Raw genomic sequence first — 21636 nt, 5'->3', positions numbered from 1 at the left:
GCTATCCGATGACTTCCCTGACGAACGCATTAGCTCCGGCAGCCATGATTGCGGTGACGATGACCCCGGAACTGGCCCTGGTTGCCGAAGTATCGGCTCAGAGGGTTGCTCGGGAAGTCGAGATTAACTCAAATAAGAAGTCGTTGTTCCAAATTTTTGGATTTGACGACAAGGAACTGATTTGCGCGCTCGCTAAGCAGATTGCGTTTCGTGTTCCGAATGCTCAGGTTTTTGTCCATGAAAGCATTTCCGATGGGACGATGCCATCGCACATGCTGACCACAGAAAACGTCGCCCACTTTCGCAATCAACAGCGTGAAGATGGCGGCGGGGCAATTGTCTGCGCAGTGCCAAATCATCAGCAGAACAACCTTTCGCCTACAGGCGGAGAAATTCCCCAGATTTCTGAGAAGAAGCTGCTGGACCTTCCGCACCTTTGGATTGATTGCTGCAAGGAGCTATCCAACGGTCTGGAGAACCGCGATAAGCAGAACCTAGCCAACGTGTTTCTGGGCATCGCCCAGACCGGCATTCTGGTTGGCGGCTTGAAGATGTTCGCGAAATTCGTGCATCTGCTTGACACCCACTTCAAGTCCATGCCGTTGCACCGAGCGCTGGACGAAGCGATCCCGGCTCTGCGCATTCCGAAAGGCGCAGGCCGGTTCAAGGAGTTCGGGGCCAAAGGGCGTCTGCGTTCTCCGGAGAAGTGGGCCGAAGTTTTCCGAGACCTCCACGCCAAGGCCGATGACGCGCTGCATCTTCGTAATAACCGGGGGACGGCGCTCGACCGCGTGAAGCTTCAGGCCCGCATCGTCGACATGAAGGACGACGCGATCATCGACGAGACCGAGGCCGACATCCTCGATAATCTGGTCCAGGACCTGGAGATCGAACCAGGCAACTGGACGAAAGCCCAGGAAGCGGCCATCGGCCTTAAATGGGACGTTGTCGAGAAGTTGCTAAAAGCATCCAAGAGCGAGAAGTTGCCGCCACTCGGAGAAGCCACGATTAGTTTCTTCGACAACAACATGCCAAAGGAACTAAACGCCAGCGATAGGAAGATTCTGGAGGCTGTGGTCGATGAGGGTGACGATGCCGACGATGAGGAGCGTGACTTCTTCTTCCGTCAGCGCGACAACCTGAAGGAAGACAAGCGCCTTCTGAAACGGTGGGAACGCTGCGTATTCCGGAAGACCGAGGAACAAGCTGACTTAGCCCTGGGCCTGTTCGTGGCAATCGCGGACTTGGTGGACGCCTCCAATAGCCTGCCGGCTTCCCCCAAAGTGGTCGTGCGCCTGCAGGGGGCCGACAAGAAGGCATTCTGGACGAAAGAGCATAACGCCGAACTGTGCCGGTTCCTGCGGGACCGATACCGTGGCCTGCCCAAGATCTTGGAGGCAAGCGGCGTCCTTTGCGATTTCGGAATGTGCTGGTCGGTCCAGTGGGATGGCGAGGATAACAACACCAAGAACTCGCTGACGGCGCGCCAGTTCAAGTTTGACATTACGATCATCGGCGAAGCCAACATTGTCGATGGTGTTCCCTCCGAGGAGGCGTTGCGTAAGGCGTCTCATTCGACCCAGATGATTTGGTCGATGCCGGGGAATTCGCTTGCGTCGGCGTACTCTGCGAACATGCAGGTCGTGGCCAATTTCGACGCTCCGAAAGCTCTCCTGGCTTCCGGTCGGTTTTCGCGGGCCCAAGGGTCCGACCGTTTTACCGACGGGCGTATTGACCTGAGCGAGCGCAGCTCCATTCAGGATGCTTTCGGCCGCCCCGATGGCGCGCTTGTCGATCCCAACGACAAGGCAATTGATGTCGGGCATGAATTCAAGAGCGCGCTAGTGGCCCAAACGGGATCGGTCCTTAAGGATTTCTGCGCCGAGAGCTTGCATGCCAATTTTGAAGTGTTCTGGGATAGCTATTCGACTGCGGTGCGAGCCATGGTCGACAAGACGGGCAAGGGCTTAGCTGACCCCGCCCTTTTCAAGCAGGCCAAAGCCTACGGCGAGCTGCTGAGGGAGCTGCGCGAAGTGGCGCGCAAGGATGATTGCCGCGTAACCCTGTGGCGCAGTCTGCTCTCCCTGGGCGTGGCACACGCCATCGACCGGCCCGCCGTCGCCATCTGCACGCCCTGGCACCCGTTCAAGCTGGTTGAAGCCGCCGCCAAGGTCATGCGCTTGGCCGATGCGCTTGGCCAGATTCTTGCGCAGGGAGCCGTCGAGAAAGACATCCGGACGTTCTCGAGGACCATTGCCCGCTCTGTTTCCAATGGCTGGCTGCCCGGCGTGGTGCTCTTTCCCGACCAGCCCAAGCCCCGCTTGCTCGTGGAAACCGAGACTTTCGCCGATTTCGGTCTGATGGAACCGCCAACCGTTGACCAAGGTGCCGAGAACGCCTTTGATGGATACTCCAAGCCCGCAACCCAGGAGCTGATCGGCGTTGTTGACGAGTTTCTGGAGTTGCAGCCCCATGAACGCGCCAACTTCTCCGTGGTCCTGTACAACGCCGATAACCGCGACCTGCCGTCCCAACTCGCCGACAAGCTGGCCCGCAAGATCGAGAACGAGAAGGATCTGCGCTGCGACCTGATCCTGACCCACACCGACCAGAACCGGCTCCGGAACATCTACACCGAACAGAACATGGCCATCAGCCGCGAACTAGACGGTGCTCTGTCCAATGAGGCTACTCAGGGCTTCTTGTCGAGGCTGCGGGTCGGGTTCTTGGACGTTGGCGACCTGGGCACCGGCGAAAGCGGCGTCCATGCATCAGACATCGTCTTCCTGCATGATGTCATCGCCCGGAGCGCGGGAACCGGATGGCGCCGGGTCGAAGCGCCGGAGTGCGGCTGGCCGACCATGGGGACCTATCTGCCCGGCGCCGAAACGCGGCGGCGGTACTTCGAGAAAGGCACCCGCAAAACCGAGGTGCTGCTGGTCTCCGCTGCGCGGCCGGAAGAGGTCCAGGACTACCTGAATCTCATTCGGGATTACCACCAGGATGCACCCGATGCGCCGGAAGGTCACTTCGTGCCAGTGCGCGAAATCAATTTCGATCAAGACGTCGTCGGCAGGGCCATCGACCACGCTCATTCCGTGGGCCGCTGGGTGGTTACCTACGATGCCATCGCCGACCTTCAGCTGTTCAAGAACAACAACGTCAGCATTATCCGGTTCCTGACGAAGCCCGGCGGTGAGCACAACCTGATTGTCTCGACCCGGCATCACGGCATGATGCTTCTGACCAAGCTAGCGGAAGAGATCGGCACCGTCTTGGGCATCGGCGACAAGACCACGGAGGCCACCGAACTGGCGAAGGTCTGCATCGACGAGGCCGCTAGGATTTCCGGCCGCGTCGTTCTCCGGGCCGCGCGCCTGGAAAATAACGCCCTTGAACTTCTCGGGCTGGTCCTTAGTAAGCAAGTGCTGGTTGATTCTCTTCCAGAGAGAATTGTTCCGGTGGCATGGCTCCTGTTGGACGATTACGCCGATTGGCTCGGCCACCGCGGCCAAAAAGCCGACATCCTCGTGATCTGCCTCAGTGAGGAGGATGGGGTTCCCACGCTAGATCTCGTCGTCATCGAGAGCAAATTCATCGGGATGAGCGCAGAGGCCGCGTCAATGGCGGAGTCCATGGCGCAGATGCGGGCATCGACCAACGACCTCCGTGACCGCATCGTCCAAGATAAGGATTTGCTCAACCGCCTCACTTGGCTCGGACGATTGGCGGACCTCCTCCTCGAACATGGTGTCTTCCCTGACGCCGTTTCTGGACGGCAGCCACCACAGTGGGCGCGCATCATCCGGTCGAATGAAGCCGTGCTGCGAATCCGTGGCCTCTCGCTGGTGTTCGTCCACGACCGTTTGGACCAAGTGCCCGCCCCCCTTGAGCCACATTCATCCGAGCAGCGGCAATTCGTCTTTAACCGCGCGGACGTCGCCATGGGTCTGAAGCGCGTCCAATCCCTGAGTGGGAGCCCGTCCCATGCTTAAGATCGACCTTCCTGCCCCGGCCACTGCAGCAAGCGCCGTGTCCCTTGAGGCTGCCGAGGTGCCGAGCCAGTCCGGGACGCAGAACGTTGCCGTTCCCGTTGTGGAGCTGGTTCCCGTCCCGGCGGCAGTGCTGCCGGTGGAACCGGAGCCTGCTCCTGTCACGGCTTCGGCAACCCCAGGTCTTTCCTTAGCCGTTAGTGATTTCCTCCAGGCGCACAGCTTGAAACAGGCCGACGACGGCACGATCTCGTGGCTTGAGCAGACCAAGACCAAGCTGCGTATCGCCCTGCGCCGCTACTCTCTGGATGCGGACATCGTCGGAGACCGTCTGACCCCCAATTCCGCCTTGGTTCGGTTCCGGGGAACCGATAAGATGACCGTTGCCGAGGTGGAGAAGCGCAAGGGCATCTTGCTCACCTCTCACGGCCTCGACGTCATCAGCGTCCGGCCTGAGAAGGGCGAAGTCGTGGTGATGGTGGCCCGTGAGAAACGCGCCATTCTGGACTTGCGCCAAGCATGGCTTAAACGCGAGCTGCCCCAAACGGCCCCACGCTCGAATACCAGCTTCCTGCTAGGCGAGCGCGAGAATGACGGTCGCCTCCTGTACCTCAATCTGAACGGCTCCTTCGCCGGACAGCCACAGCACGGCCCGCATACCCTGATTGCCGGTGAGACTGGTGGCGGCAAGGGCATCCTGACGCGCAACATCATCCTAGATATCTGCGCCACCAACAGTCCGCGGGAGGCCCGCATCCGAATGGTCGATCCCAAGAATGGCGGTGACTATCCCTGGATTGAGCAGATGCCGCACCTCGACTGCGGCCTGATCACTACGCAGTCAGGGGCCATCGACACTCTCAAGGAACTGGTGGAGACGATGGAGACCCGCTACACGGAAATCACTCCCGTCGCCGCCAACATCGATAAGTACAATGCCAAGGTGCTACCCGAGCAGCGCTTGCCACGGATCTACTTCTTCCACGACGAGCTTGGCGACTGGATGGCCGATAGGGATAACGCCGACTACCGCGATGCGGTAGAAAGCTATGTCGTCCGGCTCGCTTCCAAGGCCCGGGCGTCAGGCATACATTTGTTCCTGATAACCCAGCGGCCCGATAAGGACGCCTTGCCCGGCCAGATCAAGGCCAACATGAACAATAAAATCTGCCTGCGGGTCTCGTCTCAAACGAACTCCCGGATCGTCCTTGATGAGGGCGGGGCAGAAAATCTTCTTGGTCACGGGCATTTTGCTGCCAAGCTGGCCAACGAACGTCCCTCCAACCAGACGAGCCTTGTTTTCGCTCAAAGCCCTTACTTGGATGATGATGACGCAGATGAGTTGGCTCGCGCCATCAAGCAGCAATGGCGTAGTTGAATGCTTCGGTGAGGCTGATGGCTCCTTCGGGGGCCTAACCTCCCGGTCGCGCGGCGAGCGGTGGCCATGAGTGCGGGCAAGAACCAAATCGGCAAGACCGTCGGCCACCACCACTACATCCATGTCCTGGGCGTGGAGCAATCCGATCCTGCCGTTGGCCGCCTCGCCGAAGTAGCCGCCCGTCTTGCCCGGACCTCCTGCGCTGATTTTAATGTCATCCGTCTTGATCAGCACGGTGGCCGCATCGCACTCCTGGATTACCCGAACTTCTTTGACGTCGCGTTCCCTGCTCTTGCTCGGAGCTGGAATGTTGATCCGGCCACCGGCAAGGTCTCGTTCCGGGATTTCCGCGAATCGCCCAATCCACCCATCCTGCACCGCAAGGAACTGTTGCTGCCCCGGGACCACCCTGACGCCGCTACGTTTGTCAAACTGACGCGCGACCTGGAAGCGCTGGGGATGTTTGACGACCCCATCCGCGTCGGCTTCCGCATCCAATGGGAGGAACTACTGCGGGCTCGCGGCTACCGGGTGTCGGGACACGATCTGATCCCCATCGGGAATCAGGAAGACTTCGATGATACGGACGACGGCCTGTCGGGGACCAATGACGCCGCGCAGGTCTTCCGCCATCTGACGGCTCTGTCCCGACAGTCGCTCTCAGCACCGGTTGCCACTCTGACCAGGCTGGGGGTACTCCAGCAGACGACCACGTTCTTCGACTACGGGTGCGGGCGTGGCGACGATGTGGCGACCCTCCAGGCGGCCGGTATCAACGCCGCGGGCTGGGACCCGCATTATGCCTCCGATAAGCCTGTCCAACCTGCCCAAATTGTCAACCTGGGCTATGTTATCAACGTCATTGAGGACCCGGCCGAGCGTCGGGAGGTGCTGCGCCGGGCCTTTGCCCTGGCGGAGACGGCGCTCTGCGTATCGGCTATGCTGGCGTCCGAAGACGCTGTCAAAGGTAAGCCCTTCGCAGACGGTGTGATCACGAACCGGAAGACCTTCCAGAAATACTTCACCCAGGCAGAGCTGAGGGATTACATCGAATCTTCCCTGCAGGCGAACACCATCGCCCTCGCTCCCGGGACGTTCCTTGTGTTCAAGGACCAGGACGCAGAACAACGCTTCCAGATGTCCCGTTCCCGAAGCCGGTTCTTGTCCCCCCTCTCCATCCCCAGGCTTCCCAAGTCGCCAAAACTTCCTAAACCGGCTAAGCCCATCAAGCCACTCAAGGAACTACGGTCGCCTCTGCCGCCGAAAACCCCTCCATGGGAACTCTGTGCCGAGGCGTTCGAGGGGCTGTGCCGCCGATGGATGGAACTCGGCCGGAAACCGGCCCTTGATGAAATCGAGCAGACATCCGAGTTGGAAGCTGCTTTCGGAAGCCTGGGCAAGGCGTACCGCGCCGCGGCCGGTCGGCTGGATCAGACCGCCTTCGAGCTATCGCGGGCCCAACGAATCGACGACATGTTGGTCTATCTGGCCCTGCAGACCTTCCGACGCCGCAAGCCGTACCATCATCTGGAGATAGGGCTGCAGCGGGACGTCAAAGCCTTTTTCCAAGACTATGGCTCGGCAACCGATCAAGCCGGGCAATTGCTGAGGAAAGCCGCCAGCCCGGAATCATTGTCAGCTGCTTGTCAGACGGCGGCCGAGAAGATTGGAGGGTGGTTAATCGGTAGCAAATACTACAAGATACACAGCTCGCTGATTGGTCGCCTCCCTGCGGTATTGCGTGTCTATATCGGCTGTGCTGGGGTGCTTTATGGTGACATGTCGCTTGCTGATGTCATCAAGATCCACATTCACTCGGGCAAGGTGACGGTCATTCGGTGCGACGATTTCTCGTTACCGCTTCCCCGGGTCGTCGAGCGGGTTAAGGTCAATCTTCGTCACCAGGAAGTTCGCGTTTTCAGTTACGGCCAGGAGTCGGGGTACGAACCGCCGGTAATGTTCCTGAAGGCCCGGGTGATGAACGAAGAGATGCCCGGATATGCCGAACAGTTGGAGTTCGATGAGCGACTTGGCGAGATTATGCCTGTCGATGAGAACGGGCACGGGCCAAGCATGGAAGAGGTGTCGAGCAAGATCCGGCTGGGCGGACTGAAGGTGGATGGGAACATGTTGGTCGAGGACGACCAGCCCCCGGCGCTTGAGGACCCCTGCGGCGCGAACCTGAAGTACCGAGACCTCATTATTTGCGGCGAAACGGCGCTGCGAACCGGACTGCCGAACTTGCCGCAGCAGCTCGCCAGCTACCGGGCACTGCGAGACCTAGCTGAAAACATTCTGGACCCCGTCATAGACTGGTACGGCTCCATCCGGCTCACCTACGGGTTCTCTGGGCCGGAACTGGCCAAGCACATTCCCGGCCGCATCTCTCCGCCGTTGGATCAACATGCTGCCCATGAGGTCAACCGGGCCGGAAAGCACATCTGTCCGCGGCTGGGCGCCGCCTGCGATTTTATCGTTGCCGACGAGGACATGCTTGAAGTCGCCACGTGGGTTGCGGCCAACACCCCCTTCGACCGCCTTTATTTTTACGGTAGCGACCGGCCCATCCACGTCAGCTATGGCCCCGAGAACAAGCGCGAGGTCATCGAGATGGTTCTCAAAGATGATGGGCGCCGGATCCCCAGGAAGCTCCGGCTAAACGGAGCGAATTAGAGTGTCGCACTTGAATTCGGGATCAGGAAATTCCCTTTAACGGAGAAATGTGAGTCGTTCTCATTGTGGCTGTCTCGTGGGCAAGACGTATTCACGGGATCTTCGGGAACGGGTTGATGCGCGGATAAGGGCGGGTCATTCTCGCCGTGAGATCGTGTCCCGGATAGTGTCCCGAGGAGTGGTATTATACCATATCCTGCTAAAGGCGACTCACGAAGGGGCTTCCCAAGAGAGCGCTGATCTGATTGACCATGTCAAACGGAGGGAGGTTTGCCATGGCGGCTGCGGTTCGGCTTCGGGAAGACTTCACGGCGCAGGACCTGCGCGCCTTGGCCCGCACATCCCGTTGTGCGGACCAGACCCGTCGTCTTTTGGCCCTGGCGGAAGTCTACGATGGACGGTCCCGGACAGAAGCGGCTCGGGTCGCAGGCGTGGGAGTGCAGACCTTGCGGGACTGGGTTTTGGCCTTCAATGACCAAGGCCCCTTGCAATCCCTCCATCCTCAACGAAGCCCAACGCCAAGCCTTGGCCGAGAGGGTGGAGACTGGTCCAATCCCGGCCATCCATGCCGTCGTCCTTCTTGATCAGGCTGACTGGCCTCTCTCCGGCGATTTGCCAGTCCCCGCCAATATCACCTTGCTGTCGCTTCCACCCAAGTGCTCAGAGCTGACCCCCGTCGAAAACATCTTGCAGTTTATGCGGGAAAACTGGCTATCCAACCGCGTCTTCACCTCACACGAGGATATCATCAGCCACTGGCGGCCGAGGTTCTGATCTTTTGGGGGATCCTGTTCGGCCTTCTGCCCGTGCTCGGCCTCAACCTCTTGCACGTGGCGTCGTGGGTTGCCGATGCGGTGCCGGCGCTGTTTTCTCCCTGAGTCTCCCGCCTGGGGACGCGTGCGCTCCCAGGCAGCAGGGGGAGGGCGGCAGCCCTGGCAAGGGGGCCGCCTTTCCCGCGACGGGTTACGCCTTGCGCACAAACTCGGACTTGAGGCCCATGGCGCCGATGCCGTCGATCTTGCACGAGATGTTGTGACCATCGGTCGCCTCGACGAGGCGGATGTTCTTGACCTTGGTCCCGCCTTTGACGACCTGGGACGATCCCTTGATTTTCAGATCCTTGATGACCGTGACGGTATCGCCGTCGGCGAGCGGGGTGCCGTTGGCGTCGCGGATGACGTCGGTGGTGTCATCGGCGGCGGCGGCGGCGCCGGGGGTCCACTCGTGGCCGCAGTCGGGGCAGGTCCAGAGGCTGCCGTCGTGGTAGGCGTTGGCGGAATGGCACTGGGGGCACGGGGGATCGCTATCCATGACTGACCTCTGTTGTGGGAAGGAGGGTGCTATAGGGCACGGGGCGGGAAAAGACAAATGCTGGAGGGGCGGGGCAGGGGATTCTTTCCCTAGGGGAAGTTTGGTCGGAGTTGGTGGGGGAGGGAATGTTCATAAAGTTTACATCGATTTTTTGATGTAAGAACCCGGAGTAGAAGAAGGGGTAAAAATCAGCGAAAAGGAAGGGGGAAGACTCTCTTTTTCCGGCCTGGGAATGTTCATTGCCCTGGGGAGTGCCTATAGTAATCACGAGCCAGGGGGGATGAGCGTTTTATAGGAGTTGTTGCCATGAGTATCCGCCGCACTTTGATGTTGTTTATCCTGGTGATGGGGCTTGTCCCGTGCGTGATCGGGGGTTTTCTGGTGGCCCATGCCGTGTCGGACGTGGTGCGGATGAGCGAGGCCTTGAACCGACTGGCCTTGATCCGGGGGGCGGCGAGCTTGCATCAGGGGCTGTCGGTGATGCGCAGCGCGGCGGTCGCGGCGGTGTCGAGCGTGGCGCCGGGGCAGGCGGATGCATTGAACCTGGGCGCCAAGCGTCAGGCGGTGGCCGAGGCCATGACCGCACTCACCGGAGCGGTGGAGGGGGCAACGGCGGGCTTGGCCGATGGGGCCGAGTTGAAGACGGCGGTGGCCAAGCTGGCAACCCAGGTGGGCGGTCTTCAAGCCTTTCTTGACGCCCAGTTGCGTCTGGACCTGGGGCGGCGCGATCCGGGGGCGGTGGCACGGATTGTCGAGGCGGTGGGCGGTGCAAGTGGTGGGGCGGTGGATGTGATTCGCGCCCAGTCGTTTCAGGTGGCGCAGGTGGATGGGGTGGCCAGTCTGGCCGTGGATACGGCCTCGTCGTTGCTGGAGGCCCGCTTTGTGGGCGGGCGAGCGGTGCAGGCCCTGCAAATCCTGGTGATGGCCAAGGCGCCGGTGCCGTTGGACAAGCGCATCGAGATCGAGCGCCTGTATGGCAACGTGCTCGGCTTGTCCGCCTTGTTGAGCGAAACAGAAAAATCGGCGCAAACGCCCGAGACGCTGCGCCGGGCTCTGGCTGCGATGCGCACGGGATGGCTGGAGCCCACCTTGAAGGACATCGACGACCAGCGGGCGTTTTTTGACAGTGGAGCCTTTTCCCTGGAGGGCAGCGAGCTGATCAACCGCTTTGTGACGCGCCTTTCCTATTTTGTCGCGGCGCGCGATGCCGCGTATGAGGACGCCCGGATCCATCTGGAAGACCTGAAAATCGAGGGTCAACTCAGTCTGGCGTGGTCGCTGGCGGCGATCGCCCTGGCCTTGGGGGTGGCGGCATGGGTGCTGCGGGTGGTGCAGGGCCGGGTGAGCGCCCCCCTGGCGGCCTTGGCTGCGACGGTGGGGCGGATCGCCGAGGGAGCGCGGGGGCAGGCCATTCCCTATGCCGAGCGCAGCGACGAGATTGGGGTGTTGGCCCAGTCCTTGCGGGTGCTGCAAGACAAGTCAGCCGAGGCGGATCGCCTGGGGCGGGAGAAGGCGGTGCATCAGGGGCGCCAGGAGCAGCGCGCCCAGGCCCTGGACAAACTCACCGAGGGCTTTGAGACCACCGTGTCCGGGGTGCTGCGCCAAGTCTCGGTGGCGGCCGAGGCCCTGACCGGCACGGCCGGCAGCCTTCAAGTGTCGGTGGAGCAGACCAACCGGCAGGCCGGGCAGGTGAGCGAGGCGGCGGGCTCGGCCTCGGTGACGGTGGAGACGGTGGCCGAAGCGGCGGGAGAACTGGCAGCGTCGATCAGCGAGATCGGCCGGCAGGTGACGCAAGCCAGCGCCGTGTCGCGCACCGCGGCCGAGGAGGCGGGGCGGACCGATGAGATCGTGCGCAGTCTGGCCGAGGGCTCGACCCGCATTGGCGACGTGATCCGCCTGATCAACGACATCGCCTCGCAAACCAACCTGCTGGCGCTCAACGCCACCATTGAGGCGGCGCGGGCCGGCGAGGCGGGCAAGGGTTTTGCCGTGGTGGCCGGCGAGGTCAAGACCCTGGCCAACCAGACGGCGCGGGCCACCGACGAGATCACGGCCCAGATCAGCGCCCTGCAAGGCGCGACCACCGAGGCGACCGCCGCCATTGCCGGCATTGCCAGCCGGATCAACGAGATCCACCACATTGCCTCGGGGATCGCGGCGGCGGTGGAGGAACAGTCGGCGGCGACCGCCGCCATTGCCCACAGTGTCCAACAGACCTCGGCAGGCACGCGGGCCATCACAGCGAGTATTGGTGGGGTGACAGCCGCCTCGGCCCAGACCGGCCAAGCCTCGGGCCAAGTGCTGCGTGCCGCCCGCACGCTGGAAGACGAAGCCCGGCACCTCAAGGAAATCGTCGATCACTTCCTGATCGGCGTGCGCGCCGCCTAAAGATCGGAGGGGTCTGGGGAGGCCCGCCTCCCCAGCCTTCGCAGTCAGCGCGGCAACCGCACGCGCGCCCGCAGACCGCCGATCGGGCTGCTTTCCAAGGTGATATCACCCCCCATCGTCCGCACCAGATCGCGCGCGATCGTCAAGCCAAGCCCGGTGCCGCCGGTGCGAGCGTTGCGCGAGGTCTCCAGCCGGAAGAAAGCGCGGAACACGTCCTCGCGGCGGTCGGGCGGGATGCCGGGGCCGTCGTCATCCACCAGGACCTCCACCGTGCCCTCGCGCATGCCAACCCGCACCGCGATATGCTCGGCAAAGCGTTGGGCATTGCCGATCAGGTTGGTCAGGCAGCGCTCGGTGGCGTTCGGCTTCAGGGGGATGAGCAAGGGTTGCTCAATGTGAAGGTCGATCAAGGCCCCGTTGCGGCGCATGCGTTGCACCACGGCCTCGACCAGATCGGTGACGATCACCGGCCGGGTTTCCTCGCCGCTCTCGCCGCGCACGAAGGCGAGGTAGCCCTCGACGAGGCGCTCCATCTCGGCCACGTCCTCCTCCAGATCGGCAACCCCGTCTTGCCCGACCATCAGGGCCAGTTGCAGGCGCATGCGGGTGAGGGGGGTGCGCAGGTCGTGACTGACCCCGGCCAGCATCTCCGTGCGTTGGGCAATATGGCGGCGGATGCGCTCGCGCATGCGGATGAACGCCAACCCGGCTTGCCGTACCTCGGTCGCCCCCCGGTTATGGAACTCGGCGACATCGCGGCCCTTGCCCAGGGCATCGGCCGCTTCGGCCAGCCGGCGGATCGGCTTCACCTGATTGCGCATGAACAACACCGCCACGGCAAACAAGATCAGCGATGAGGCAATCATCCAGCCGATAAAGATATAGGTGGTGACACTGAACAGCCGTTTGCGCGGGACGTTGACCTCCAAAACCCCATCGCTGGTTTGCAGGCGCACGCTTAAGGTTCGCTCATCGACCACGTCCACATGGTTGGGCCGGCCGGTGTGGGTGATCAGGGTTTCGTGGAGCAGGCGCGCGACAAAATCCTCGTCCTGGGCCGGGGGGGGCGTGGCGGGCAAGGTGGCGCCGGGATGAAAGCGCATGCGGAGCTGCTGGCGCACGTGCACCAGGGCATACAGCCACTCGCGGCTTGAGGGGTCGGGGTGTTGCCCCATGAAATCGACCACCACCCCGACTTCGGAGGCCACCGCATCGTGCATGCGCCGGCTCATGGTGTCCCAGTGGCGGTCAAAAAAGATCGTGGCGGTGATGACCTGAAGGCCGATCAAGGGGGTGACGATGATCAGCAGCGATCGGCCCATCAGGCTCTTGGGCAACACCGCGCGCAAGCCCCGGGCCAGGGGGCGTAAGCCCGCGACATCAAGCCGCAGCAGGCGGTAGGGCCAGGACAGGCGGGGGCGACGCGGGCGGGGCTGTTCGTGAGGGGCGTAGGGCAGAGGATCCAAAACAGCTTATCCGGGGGTCAGTTGGTAGCCCTTGCCGCGCACGGTGCGCAGATACCGGGGGGCTCGGGGGTCGTCGTCGATCTTTTTGCGAAGCCGCGTCACTTGAACGTCAATCGCACGCGGGTTGCCCTCGGCCCCGGTCAGGGCAGCCAGATCCTCGCGGCTCAGGGCCTCGCCCCGCCGTTCGGCCAACACCCGCAGGAGCGCAAGCTCCCCCGTGGTCAGGTGCACCGGCGCCTCGCCCCGGCGCAGCTCCTGGCGCTCTAGGTCGAACACATAGGCGCCCAGCGGCAAGCCACCGGTCGGGGCCGCCGACGCCGGGGGCTCCGGGGTTTCCCGCATCCGGCGCAGCAACCCCCGCACCCGGAGCAACAGTTCGCGCGGGTCGAAGGGTTTGGCTAGGTAGTCGTCGGCCCCGGATTCCAGACCCAACACCCGGTCGTCGGTCTGGCCCCGGGCGGTGAGCATCAAGATGGGCACCGACGAGGTGGTCCGTACCGCGCGGGTCAGGGACAAACCGTCCTCGCCCGGCATCATGACGTCGATGATGAGGAGGTCAAAGCACATCAAGCCCAGGTGCTGGCGGGCCGCCTCGGCGTCGGCGGCCGTGCTTACCACAAAGCCGTTGCCGCTCAAAAAGCGGCCGAGCAAGCTGGCCAGCCGAGGGTCGTCATCCACCACAAGAACGTGAGGAGACGGCGCAACCGCGTCTGAAGCGGTCACGAGCGCTCTCCGGGGCCGGGCGGCGGTGGCGCGAAACGCTCGCGAGCCGGACCGTCGATCATGCCCATCATGACCTTGCGAAAGCCCTCCACCGCTTCGGCGCCGGCTTCGCGATAGGCGCGGGCAAAGCGTCGGCGCTGGGCTTCGGTGAGTTGGCGTTCCAGCTCCACGCCTTTTTCCGTCAGTTCGAGCAGGCGTTGGCGGCCGTCCCGCAACCCTCGATGTTGAACGATAAGTTCTTCCTCGATAAGCTGAGAAAGCACCCGCGACAGGCTCTGCTTGGTGATCCCGAGAATCCCCAGCAGATCGGTGACGCTGATGCGGGGGTGGCGCCCGACAAAGTAGATAGCCCGATGATGGGCTCTGCCAAACTTGTGCTTGACCAGCATGGCATCGGCCTCACTGGTAAAGTCCCGGTAGGCGAAAAACAGCATCTCGATCCCTTGGCGCAGTTCTTCCTCGCGCAAAAACAAGGGGTTGGGTCCACTTTTCACTTCACTCATCGGCGCGATCCTCGCCGGACCGGCGTTCTTGGCAACCCTGCCATATTGGTCAGCCTTGTTGACATAGTTCGGGGAAGGATGTTACGTTTCGTGGTGTCAGCAAGAAATAAAACCCCATTCCCCGGCCCTCCCGTGTGCGGACCGCCGGCAAATCTCCTCCTTACTGTAGGAAAGGTCGGTTCCCATGTCTCTGATCCCGTTCGACGACCGCGACGGTTTCATCTGGTTTAACGGCACCTTGATCCCGTGGCGCGAGGCGAAGGTGCATGTGCTGACCCACGCCCTGCACTACGCCAGCAGTGTCTTCGAAGGCGAGCGGGTTTACAATGGCAAGGTCTTTAAGCTGACCGAGCACAGCGAGCGGCTGCGCGAGTCCGGGGCCATCCTGGGCTTCGAGGTGCCGTATTCGACGCAAGAACTGAACGACGCCACCATGAAGGTGCTTGAAGCCAACACCATTGTCGATGGCTATGTGCGCCCCGTCGCGTGGCGTGGCTCCGAGATGATGGGCGTGGCGGCCCAGCAGACGCGGATCAACGTCGCCATTGCCTGTTGGGTGTGGCCCTCCTACTTCTCGCCAGAAGCACGCATGAAGGGCATCCGCCTCACCACGTCGCGTTGGCGCCGCCCGGCCCCCGATACCGCGCCGTCCCGCTCCAAGGCCGCCGGTCTCTACATGATCTGCACCTTGTCCAAGCATCAGGCGGAAAACGACGGTTTCCACGACGCCTTGATGCTTGACTATCGCGGCCGCATCGCCGAGGCGACCGGCGCCAACATCTTCCTGGTCATGAAGGGCGCCCTCCATACCCCCGTCCCCGATTGCTTCTTGGACGGCATCACCCGGCGCACCGTCATCGATCTCGCCCGTCGGCGCGGCCTGGAAGTCATCGAACGCCCGATCATGCCGAGCGAGTTGGCCAACGCCGATGAAGTCTTCCTCACCGGAACGGCGGCCGAGATCACTCCGGTCGGGTCCATCGATCAGTACACCTTTACCCCGGGCGACGTCACCAAAGCCCTGATCGCCGATTACGACGCTGAAGTTCGTGCCTAATCGGAGGGAGCATTAGACGCAGCCACGCGGGGCTGCCGCCCCGGGCCCCGCCTGGGGCGATGCCCCAGACCCCCTTTTTCTTCTGTTCATGGCCCTCCCTTCCCCCTCCCTTTTGAAAAGCGCGCTTTTAAGGGGGTTTGGGGCATCGCCCCAAAAAATCGGGCGTCAGCCCGACCTCTCCCCCGCCGCTCAGACAAGAAGAGACCGTCCGGAGGGACAAAAATGACCGTGGTTCCCTTTGTCACCAAATCGACCTCCCGCTCGCATCTCCAGCGCCTGGAAGCAGAGAGCATTTACATCCTGCGCGAAGTCGCCGCTCAGGCCCGCAAGCCCGTCATGCTCTATTCCATCGGCAAGGACAGCAGCGTCATGCTGCATCTGGCCATGAAGGCGTTTTACCCGGCGCGGCCGCCGTTTCCGCTGCTGCACGTGGACACGACCTGGAAGTTCCGCGAGATGATCGCCTTTCGCGATCAGCGGGCCAGCGACCTGGGTCTTAACCTGCTGGTCCACGTCAATCCCGAGGGCGCCGCCAAGGGCATCAATCCCTTCGTGCATGGTTCCGGCGTGCACACCGACATCATGAAAACCCAGGCCCTCAAGCAAGCCCTCGACCTTCACGGCTTCGATGCGGCCTTTGGCGGAGCGCGCCGCGATGAGGAAAAGTCGCGGGCCAAGGAACGTGTCTTCTCCTTCCGCTCGGCCAGCCACCGCTGGGATCCGCGCGCCCAGCGCCCCGAACTCTGGTCGCTCTACAATGGCCGGGTGGCGCCGGGAGAAAGCGTGCGCGTGTTCCCCTTGAGCAACTGGACCGAGTTTGACATCTGGCAATACATCTACCAGGAAAATATCCCCATCCCCGAACTGTATTTGGCCCGCCCCCGCCCGGTGGTCGAGCGCAACGGGACCTTGCTGATGGTGGACGATGACCGCTTCCCCCTTCAGGCCGGCGAAGTCCCCGAGGAGCGCTGGGTCCGCTTCCGCACCTTGGGCTGCTACCCCTTGACTGGCGCTGTAGAAAGCCGGGCCGATACGCTGGCCGGGGTCATTTCCGAGATGATGCGCACCACCACCAGCGAACGCCAGGGGCGATTGATTGATCGCGATAACGGCGCTTCGATGGAGATGAAAAAGCAGGAGGGGTACTTCTGATGCTCGACGCGAGCCTAAGCCCTTCGCAGCCGGAGACCGACAGCATGGCCGCCGATTTCGTCGCCGACGTGGAAGCCCGCCTGCGGGCCCGCGAGACGAAAACCCTTTTGCGCTTTCTGACCTGCGGCTCGGTCGATGACGGCAAGTCGAGCCTGATCGGCCGCTTGCTCTACGACAGCAAGGCCTTGTTCGACGATCAGATGTCGTCCCTGGCCGAGGAGTCGGCCCGTTTCGGCACGACGGGCACGGGCCATCTGGACCTCGCCTTGCTGGTCGATGGCTTGACCGCCGAACGCGAGCAGGGCATCACCATCGACGTGGCCTATCGCTACTTCGCGACCGAAAAGCGCAGCTTCATCGTCGCCGACACCCCGGGGCACGAACAGTATACGCGCAACATGGCCACCGGCGCCTCGACCGCCGAGGTGGCGGTGTTGCTGGCCGACGCCCGCAAGGGGGTTTTGACCCAAACCCGGCGCCACGCCACCATCGTGTCCCTGCTGGGCATCCGCCACGTGGTCCTGGCGGTCAACAAAATGGATCTGGTGGGCTGGGACGAAGCCACGTTCACGGCCATTGCCCGCGACTTCAAGGCCTTCGCCGCCCAACTGGGCATCTCCCATGTCACGTGCATTCCGGTCTCGGCCCTGCTGGGCGACAACGTGACCCGGCCCTCGCCCGCCCTGCCCTGGTACAGCGGCCCCACCTTGCTGGGCCACCTGGAAACGGTGGACGTGAGCGGCGACGAAACCAACCACCCCTGGCGCTTGCCGGTGCAATGGGTCAACCGCCCTGATGCCTCGTTTCGCGGTTTTTCCGGCACCTTGGTCAGCGGTGTGGTTCGCCCCGGCGACAAGGTGGTGGTCCTCCCCTCGGGCCGCACCACCAAGGTCGCCCGCCTCGTCACCCAAGACGGCGACTTGGAGCGCGCCCAGGCCGGCGACGCCGTGACCTTGGTGTTGGCCGACGAGATCGATGTGGCGCGCGGCGACGTGCTGGCCGCCGCCGAGGCCCGGCCGGTGGTGGCCGAGGACGTGGTCGCCCATGTGGTCTGGCTGGCCGAGCCCTCCCTGGCTCCGGGGCAGTCGTTCTTGTTACGTCTGGGCACGGCCACGGTAGGCGCCACGGTGAGCGTCTTGCATCACCGGGTGAACATCAACACCTTGGAGCACACCCCGGCCCGCCATCTGGAACTCAACGACGTGGCCGTGTGCACCTTGCACCTCGACCGGCCCCTGCCTTTCGAGCCCTATGCCGACAACCGGGCCTTGGGCGGGTTCATCTTGATCGATCGCCACAGCAACGCCACCTTGGCCTGCGGCATGATCGACTTTGCCCAGGCGCGCGCGACCGACTTGCACCGCCATCCGATGAAGGTGGACAAAACCGCGCGCGCCCGCGCCAATGGCCAGCAGCCCGTGGTGATCTGGTTCACCGGCCTGTCCGGGGCCGGCAAGTCCACGGTGGCCGATCTGGTCGAGCAACGCCTGCATGCCCTGGGGCGGCGGACCATGAGCCTGGACGGCGACGCGGTGCGCCACGGCCTCAACCGCGACCTGGGCTTCGATGATGCCGACCGCACCGAGAACATTCGTCGGGTGGCCGAGGTCGCCAAGCTGATGACTGAGGCGGGGTTGATTACCTTGGTCAGTTTCATCTCGCCGTTTCGCGAGGACCGGCGCTTGGCGCGGGGCCTGATGGGGCCGGGCGAGTTCATCGAGGTGTTTGTTGATGCCCCGCTGGCGGTGTGCGAGGCGCGCGATCCCAAGGGGCTCTATGCCAAGGCGCGGGCCGGCAAGCTGCCGGGCTTCACCGGGATCGACAGCACCTACGAGCCACCGGAGGCGCCCGAGTTGCACTTGGATGCCGGCTTGGAAGACGCGGCGGCGCTGGCCGAGCGGGTTATTGTGTATCTTCAGGAGCGTGGGATCGCTTGACGCAGAAGCAAGGCTGGGGAGGCGGCAGCCTCCCCAGACCCCTCCCTCCCTGCGGCTGGACCTGGGGCAAGGCGGGGGGTACAACAGCCCTTGCGGGAATTCACACGCAAGGAAACATGTCATGAGTCTGGAGTCGGTTCGCGCGTTCCTGGCAGAACACGCCCCTGACATCGCTATCTTGGAAATGGACACAAGCACGGCAACGGTGGCCCTGGCGGCGGCGGCCCATGGGGTGGAGCCCGGCCAGATCGCCAAAACCCTGTCGTTTCGCCAGGGCGAGACGGCTTTCTTGCTGGTGGCCCGGGGCGATGCCCGGATCGACAACAAAAAAGCCAAGGCCCAGTTTGGCGGCAAGATCCGCATGCTATCGCCGGAAGAAGCCCTTGACCTGACCGGGCATCCGGTCGGCGGCGTCTGTCCCTTCGGCCTAGCGACCCCCCTGCCGATCTACTGCGATATCAGCCTGAAGGATTTCACCGAGGTGGTCCCGGCCGCCGGCGACCTCCATGCCGCCCTGCGCATTTCCCCTGATCGCCTCGCCCAGATCACCACCGCCACCTGGGTCGATGTCTGCACCCTCTAACTCTGGAACAGAGGGGTCTGGGGAGGCCCCGCCTCTCCGGCCTTCCTTATTTTCCCTTAAAACCGCACCAAAACCGCCAGCCCCCCCAACTCCGAGCGCGCCAGGGTCAAGTGCCCGCCATAAAGCGCCACAAGATCGCTCACAATATCCAACCCCAAGCCATGCCCCGGCTTGGTGTCATCCAAGCGAGCCCCACGCCGCAACACCCCCTCATGCTCGGTTTCGGGCAGCCCGGGCCCATCGTCCTCGACCACAATCTCCAGCCCGGAGGCCGTCACCCGCCCCTGGACCCGCACGTGTGCCCGCGCCCACTTGCAGGCGTTGTCCAGCAGATTGCCGAGAATCTCTAAAAGGTCATCGGGGTCGCCGACAAAGCGCGCCGCCTCGTCCCCTTCGACCTCGACCTGAAGGTCGCGGCGATGCAGCGCCAACACGGTGGCCTTGAGACGGCGCGCGCTCTCCAGCACCGAAACCTGCAAGCCGCGCGCGCTTCCCGACCCGGTGACAGCGCGGGCACGGGTCAGATGACGCTCGACAAGGCGGTGCATGGTGGCAATTTCGCTCCGCACAACCTCGGCCGGCACGCTCTCGCCTTCCTCGGTCGCAGCCCGCAACACGGCAAGCGGGGTTTTCAGACCGTGGGCGAGGTTGCCGACGTGGGCGCGGGCGCGGGCGATCAGATCGGCGTCGTGGTCGAGAACGCTGTTGAGAGCCCGCACCAAGGGCGCCAGTTCGCCCGGTTGCTCTGAATCCAGGCGGGCGTCGGGCGCTTGACGCAAGCGTTCCAGATCCCGCCCGACCTTGCGCACAGGGGACAGGCCGAAGCGGACCTGAACCACGGTCCCCACGAGTACGCCGCCGGCCAACACCACCAGACAGCCGCCGAGCAAGACGCGCAGGCGCCGCACTTCGGCCTCCAGACTATCGCGCTCGGCAGCGATGAGGACATGAACCGGCCCCGGCAGATCGGGCAGGAAAATATCGCGCTCGACCACCTGGATGCGCTGGCCCTCGGGCCCGGCCTCGGTGTGGGTATGCAAGGCGCCGCTCTCGGGCGGCAGTTGGGTGGGCAGGACTGTATCCCACAACGAGCGGGAGCGCTGCACGGCTTCGCCGTGGGAAATCTGCCAGTACCAGCCGGAATAGGGGCGGGCGAACAAGGGATTGGGCGGCTCACGCGTCAAACGGATCTGCCCGGCGGTGGTCACCTCAGTGGCGGCAATCAGGCTTTCGAGATCAAGGGCCAGACGCCCCTGGAAGGTCCGCTCCAAGGTATCGGCAATCGCCCAATCAAGCAGGGCATAGGCGCCGGCCACGGCGGTGAGCAGCCACGCGGCGCCCGAGGTCAGCAGACGCCGGCGCAGCGAGGGAGGAGGCCGGCTCATCGGGCCTCCAGACAGTAGCCCAGACCGCGCACGGTGTGGATCAGGGGCGCCCCGAGCTTGCGGCGCAGGCGCCCGATCAGGACGTCGATCACGTTGGAATCACTATCGAAATCCCGATCGTAAACGTGTTCGATGATCTCGGTGCGGCTCACCGGCCGACCGGCGTGGTGCAATAGGTAAGAAAGGATGCGCCCCTCCTGGGCCGTCAGATCCAAGGGCACCCCGTCCACCCAGGCCTTGCCCGACAAGGTGTCGTAGCGCAGCGGACCCACGGTCAAGGTGGTGGCGCCATGGCCGCTGGCCCGCCGAATCAGGGCCTTCAGGCGATAGATCACCTCCTCCATCTCGAAGGGCTTGGCCAGAAAATCATCGGCGCCGGCCTCGAACCCCGCCACTTTCTCCGCCCAGCCGCCACGCGCCGTAAGGATCAGGACAGGCATGCTCCGCCCGTCGGCCCGCCAGCGCCGCAGCACGCCGACCCCGTCGAGGCGGGGCAGGCCAAGGTCGAGAACCACGGCGTCATAGGGCTCGGTATCGCCGAGAAAGTGCCCCTCTTCCCCATCGGGCGCGACATCGACCACAAAGCCGGCGCGTTCCAGCACCCGGGCCAGGGAAGCGGCCAGGGTCGGTTCATCCTCGACGACCAAAACCCGCATTCAGTCCCTCCCGTGCCGGCGCAGCAAGGCGCCTGTCGCGGCATCGTAGCGCAATTCGGTCACTTGGCCGCGAGGATCGAGCATTTTAAGCTCGTAGATCAAGCGGCCGTGGTGGTCTTCCAGGTCGGCTTCCAGCAGGCGGCCCAAGCCCTGGGCTTCGGCGTCGCGCAAAATCCGTGACAATGGCAAGGCGTTGCCGCGCATCACCGCGTCGCGGGCCCGTTCATGGTCCTCGCGATCGTCGTTGTCGTGATCGTCGTCGTCCTTCCTGCCATGGTCCCACGTCCCGGGGGTGCGATAGCCGGTATCTCCGGCCAAGGCTGGCGGTGGGGTCAGAAGGCTCAGGGCGGCGAGGAGAAGGAGGAGTTTCATGGGGGGACCTGAGAGCAGGGAGGCTGGGGAGGCGGGCCTCCCAGGCCCTCCGTCCTTAAG

16 protein-coding genes and 1 pseudogene are annotated in these 21636 nt (G+C 63.4%); 10 read left to right on the top strand and 7 right to left on the bottom strand.

Annotated features, from left to right (window positions below; all coding sequences use genetic code 11):
- Positions 1 to 8: 8 nt before the first annotated feature.
- From RSPPHO_RS11215 to RSPPHO_RS21980, 5 genes and pseudogenes are all read left to right on the top strand, one after another.
- Entirely contained in the window at positions 9 to 3995 is a 3987-nt protein-coding gene (locus tag RSPPHO_RS11215; protein WP_014415356.1) for a hypothetical protein, read from the top strand.
- The gene (locus RSPPHO_RS11210; RefSeq protein WP_081581737.1) at positions 3988 to 5370 is read left to right on the top strand and encodes an FtsK/SpoIIIE domain-containing protein; all 1383 of its coding nucleotides are present in this window, start codon (positions 3988 to 3990) and stop codon (positions 5368 to 5370) included. Before RSPPHO_RS11215 ends, RSPPHO_RS11210 begins: the two co-directional genes overlap by 8 nt.
- A 66-nt stretch (positions 5371 to 5436) precedes the next feature.
- Positions 5437 to 8043, top strand: coding sequence for a DNA phosphorothioation-associated putative methyltransferase (locus tag RSPPHO_RS11205; protein ID WP_041795168.1), 2607 nt, complete (start codon positions 5437 to 5439; stop codon positions 8041 to 8043).
- A gap of 275 nt (positions 8044 to 8318) precedes the next feature.
- A pseudogene (locus RSPPHO_RS21985) lies at positions 8319 to 8528 on the top strand (IS630 family transposase); the annotation flags it as partial.
- A complete protein-coding gene (locus tag RSPPHO_RS21980; RefSeq protein ID WP_014415353.1) occupies positions 8515 to 8817 on the top strand; it encodes an IS630 family transposase in 303 nt (100 codons plus the stop codon). The pseudogene RSPPHO_RS21985 and the gene RSPPHO_RS21980, both read left to right, overlap by 14 nt.
- A 189-nt stretch (positions 8818 to 9006) precedes the next feature.
- Here the strand turns inward: RSPPHO_RS21980 and RSPPHO_RS11195 are convergent, their stop codons facing one another.
- Complete coding sequence (locus RSPPHO_RS11195) at positions 9007 to 9354, bottom strand: zinc ribbon domain-containing protein YjdM (RefSeq protein ID WP_041795166.1); 348 nt, start codon at positions 9352 to 9354, stop codon at positions 9007 to 9009.
- Positions 9355 to 9660: 306 nt separating this feature from the next.
- Between RSPPHO_RS11195 and RSPPHO_RS19990 the strand changes: the two genes are divergently transcribed.
- The gene (locus RSPPHO_RS19990) at positions 9661 to 11742 is read left to right on the top strand and encodes a methyl-accepting chemotaxis protein (protein ID WP_014415351.1); all 2082 of its coding nucleotides are present in this window, start codon (positions 9661 to 9663) and stop codon (positions 11740 to 11742) included.
- Between the two features lie 44 nt (positions 11743 to 11786).
- Here the strand turns inward: RSPPHO_RS19990 and RSPPHO_RS11185 are convergent, their stop codons facing one another.
- The 3 genes from RSPPHO_RS11185 to RSPPHO_RS11175 are packed head-to-tail and all read right to left on the bottom strand — an operon-like array spanning position 11787 to position 14434.
- Positions 11787 to 13208, bottom strand: a complete 1422-nt coding sequence (locus RSPPHO_RS11185) for an ATP-binding protein (protein ID WP_014415350.1) — start codon at positions 13206 to 13208, stop codon at positions 11787 to 11789.
- Between the two features lie 6 nt (positions 13209 to 13214).
- The gene (locus RSPPHO_RS11180) at positions 13215 to 13931 is read right to left on the bottom strand and encodes a response regulator (protein WP_014415349.1); all 717 of its coding nucleotides are present in this window, start codon (positions 13929 to 13931) and stop codon (positions 13215 to 13217) included.
- Complete coding sequence (locus RSPPHO_RS11175; protein WP_014415348.1) at positions 13928 to 14434, bottom strand: MarR family winged helix-turn-helix transcriptional regulator; 507 nt, start codon at positions 14432 to 14434, stop codon at positions 13928 to 13930. The genes RSPPHO_RS11180 and RSPPHO_RS11175 overlap by 4 nt, the downstream gene beginning before the upstream one ends.
- A gap of 184 nt (positions 14435 to 14618) precedes the next feature.
- Between RSPPHO_RS11175 and RSPPHO_RS11170 the strand changes: the two genes are divergently transcribed.
- The 4 genes from RSPPHO_RS11170 to RSPPHO_RS11155 all read left to right on the top strand — a co-directional run bounded on the left by RSPPHO_RS11170 (position 14619) and on the right by RSPPHO_RS11155 (position 19163).
- Positions 14619 to 15491 carry a branched-chain amino acid aminotransferase gene (locus RSPPHO_RS11170; RefSeq protein ID WP_014415347.1) on the top strand — a complete coding sequence of 291 codons (873 nt, stop codon included), beginning with the start codon at positions 14619 to 14621 and terminating at the stop codon, positions 15489 to 15491.
- A gap of 222 nt (positions 15492 to 15713) precedes the next feature.
- Complete coding sequence (cysD, locus tag RSPPHO_RS11165; RefSeq protein WP_014415346.1) at positions 15714 to 16643, top strand: sulfate adenylyltransferase subunit CysD; 930 nt, start codon at positions 15714 to 15716, stop codon at positions 16641 to 16643.
- Positions 16643 to 18580, top strand: a complete 1938-nt coding sequence (gene cysN, locus RSPPHO_RS11160) for a sulfate adenylyltransferase subunit CysN (protein WP_014415345.1) — start codon at positions 16643 to 16645, stop codon at positions 18578 to 18580. Before cysD ends, cysN begins: the two co-directional genes overlap by 1 nt.
- A 121-nt stretch (positions 18581 to 18701) precedes the next feature.
- Positions 18702 to 19163, top strand: a complete 462-nt coding sequence (locus RSPPHO_RS11155; protein WP_041795165.1) for a YbaK/EbsC family protein — start codon at positions 18702 to 18704, stop codon at positions 19161 to 19163.
- 56 nt (positions 19164 to 19219) lie between these two features.
- On the opposite strand, the gene RSPPHO_RS11150 is transcribed toward RSPPHO_RS11155, so the two are convergent.
- The 3 genes from RSPPHO_RS11150 to RSPPHO_RS11140 are packed head-to-tail and all read right to left on the bottom strand — an operon-like array spanning position 19220 to position 21576.
- Positions 19220 to 20548, bottom strand: a complete 1329-nt coding sequence (locus RSPPHO_RS11150) for an ATP-binding protein (protein ID WP_014415343.1) — start codon at positions 20546 to 20548, stop codon at positions 19220 to 19222.
- Complete coding sequence (locus RSPPHO_RS11145) at positions 20545 to 21204, bottom strand: response regulator transcription factor (protein ID WP_014415342.1); 660 nt, start codon at positions 21202 to 21204, stop codon at positions 20545 to 20547. The genes RSPPHO_RS11150 and RSPPHO_RS11145 overlap by 4 nt, the downstream gene beginning before the upstream one ends.
- Positions 21205 to 21576 (bottom strand): PepSY domain-containing protein, encoded by a 372-nt coding sequence (locus RSPPHO_RS11140; RefSeq protein ID WP_014415341.1) that lies wholly within the window; start codon positions 21574 to 21576, stop codon positions 21205 to 21207.
- Positions 21577 to 21636: the final 60 nt, after the last annotated feature.

This window comes from Pararhodospirillum photometricum DSM 122 (assembly GCF_000284415.1).
GTDB lineage: Bacteria > Pseudomonadota > Alphaproteobacteria > Rhodospirillales > Rhodospirillaceae > Pararhodospirillum > Pararhodospirillum photometricum.
The sequence above is the reverse complement of the archived record's forward strand: the minus strand, read 5'-3'. Positions and strand labels throughout refer to the sequence as shown.

Bases quoted from the DNA above. Each gene is read 5' to 3' on its own strand.
- RSPPHO_RS11215 (WP_014415356.1), top strand. From the start codon at position 9: ATGACTTCCCTGACGAACGCATTAGCTCCGGCAGCCATGATTGCGGTG.
- RSPPHO_RS11210 (WP_081581737.1), top strand. From the start codon at position 3,988: ATGCTTAAGATCGACCTTCCTGCCCCGGCCACTGCAGCAAGCGCCGTG.
- RSPPHO_RS11205 (WP_041795168.1), top strand. From the start codon at position 5,437: ATGAGTGCGGGCAAGAACCAAATCGGCAAGACCGTCGGCCACCACCAC.
- RSPPHO_RS21980 (WP_014415353.1), top strand. From the start codon at position 8,515: ATGACCAAGGCCCCTTGCAATCCCTCCATCCTCAACGAAGCCCAACGC.
- RSPPHO_RS11195 (WP_041795166.1), bottom strand. From the start codon at position 9,354: ATGGATAGCGATCCCCCGTGCCCCCAGTGCCATTCCGCCAACGCCTAC.
- RSPPHO_RS19990 (WP_014415351.1), top strand. From the start codon at position 9,661: ATGAGTATCCGCCGCACTTTGATGTTGTTTATCCTGGTGATGGGGCTT.
- RSPPHO_RS11175 (WP_014415348.1), bottom strand. From the start codon at position 14,434: ATGAGTGAAGTGAAAAGTGGACCCAACCCCTTGTTTTTGCGCGAGGAA.
- RSPPHO_RS11170 (WP_014415347.1), top strand. From the start codon at position 14,619: ATGTCTCTGATCCCGTTCGACGACCGCGACGGTTTCATCTGGTTTAAC.
- cysD (WP_014415346.1), top strand. From the start codon at position 15,714: ATGACCGTGGTTCCCTTTGTCACCAAATCGACCTCCCGCTCGCATCTC.
- cysN (WP_014415345.1), top strand. From the start codon at position 16,643: ATGCTCGACGCGAGCCTAAGCCCTTCGCAGCCGGAGACCGACAGCATG.
- RSPPHO_RS11155 (WP_041795165.1), top strand. From the start codon at position 18,702: ATGAGTCTGGAGTCGGTTCGCGCGTTCCTGGCAGAACACGCCCCTGAC.
- RSPPHO_RS11150 (WP_014415343.1), bottom strand. From the start codon at position 20,548: ATGAGCCGGCCTCCTCCCTCGCTGCGCCGGCGTCTGCTGACCTCGGGC.
- RSPPHO_RS11145 (WP_014415342.1), bottom strand. From the start codon at position 21,204: ATGCGGGTTTTGGTCGTCGAGGATGAACCGACCCTGGCCGCTTCCCTG.
- RSPPHO_RS11140 (WP_014415341.1), bottom strand. From the start codon at position 21,576: ATGAAACTCCTCCTTCTCCTCGCCGCCCTGAGCCTTCTGACCCCACCG.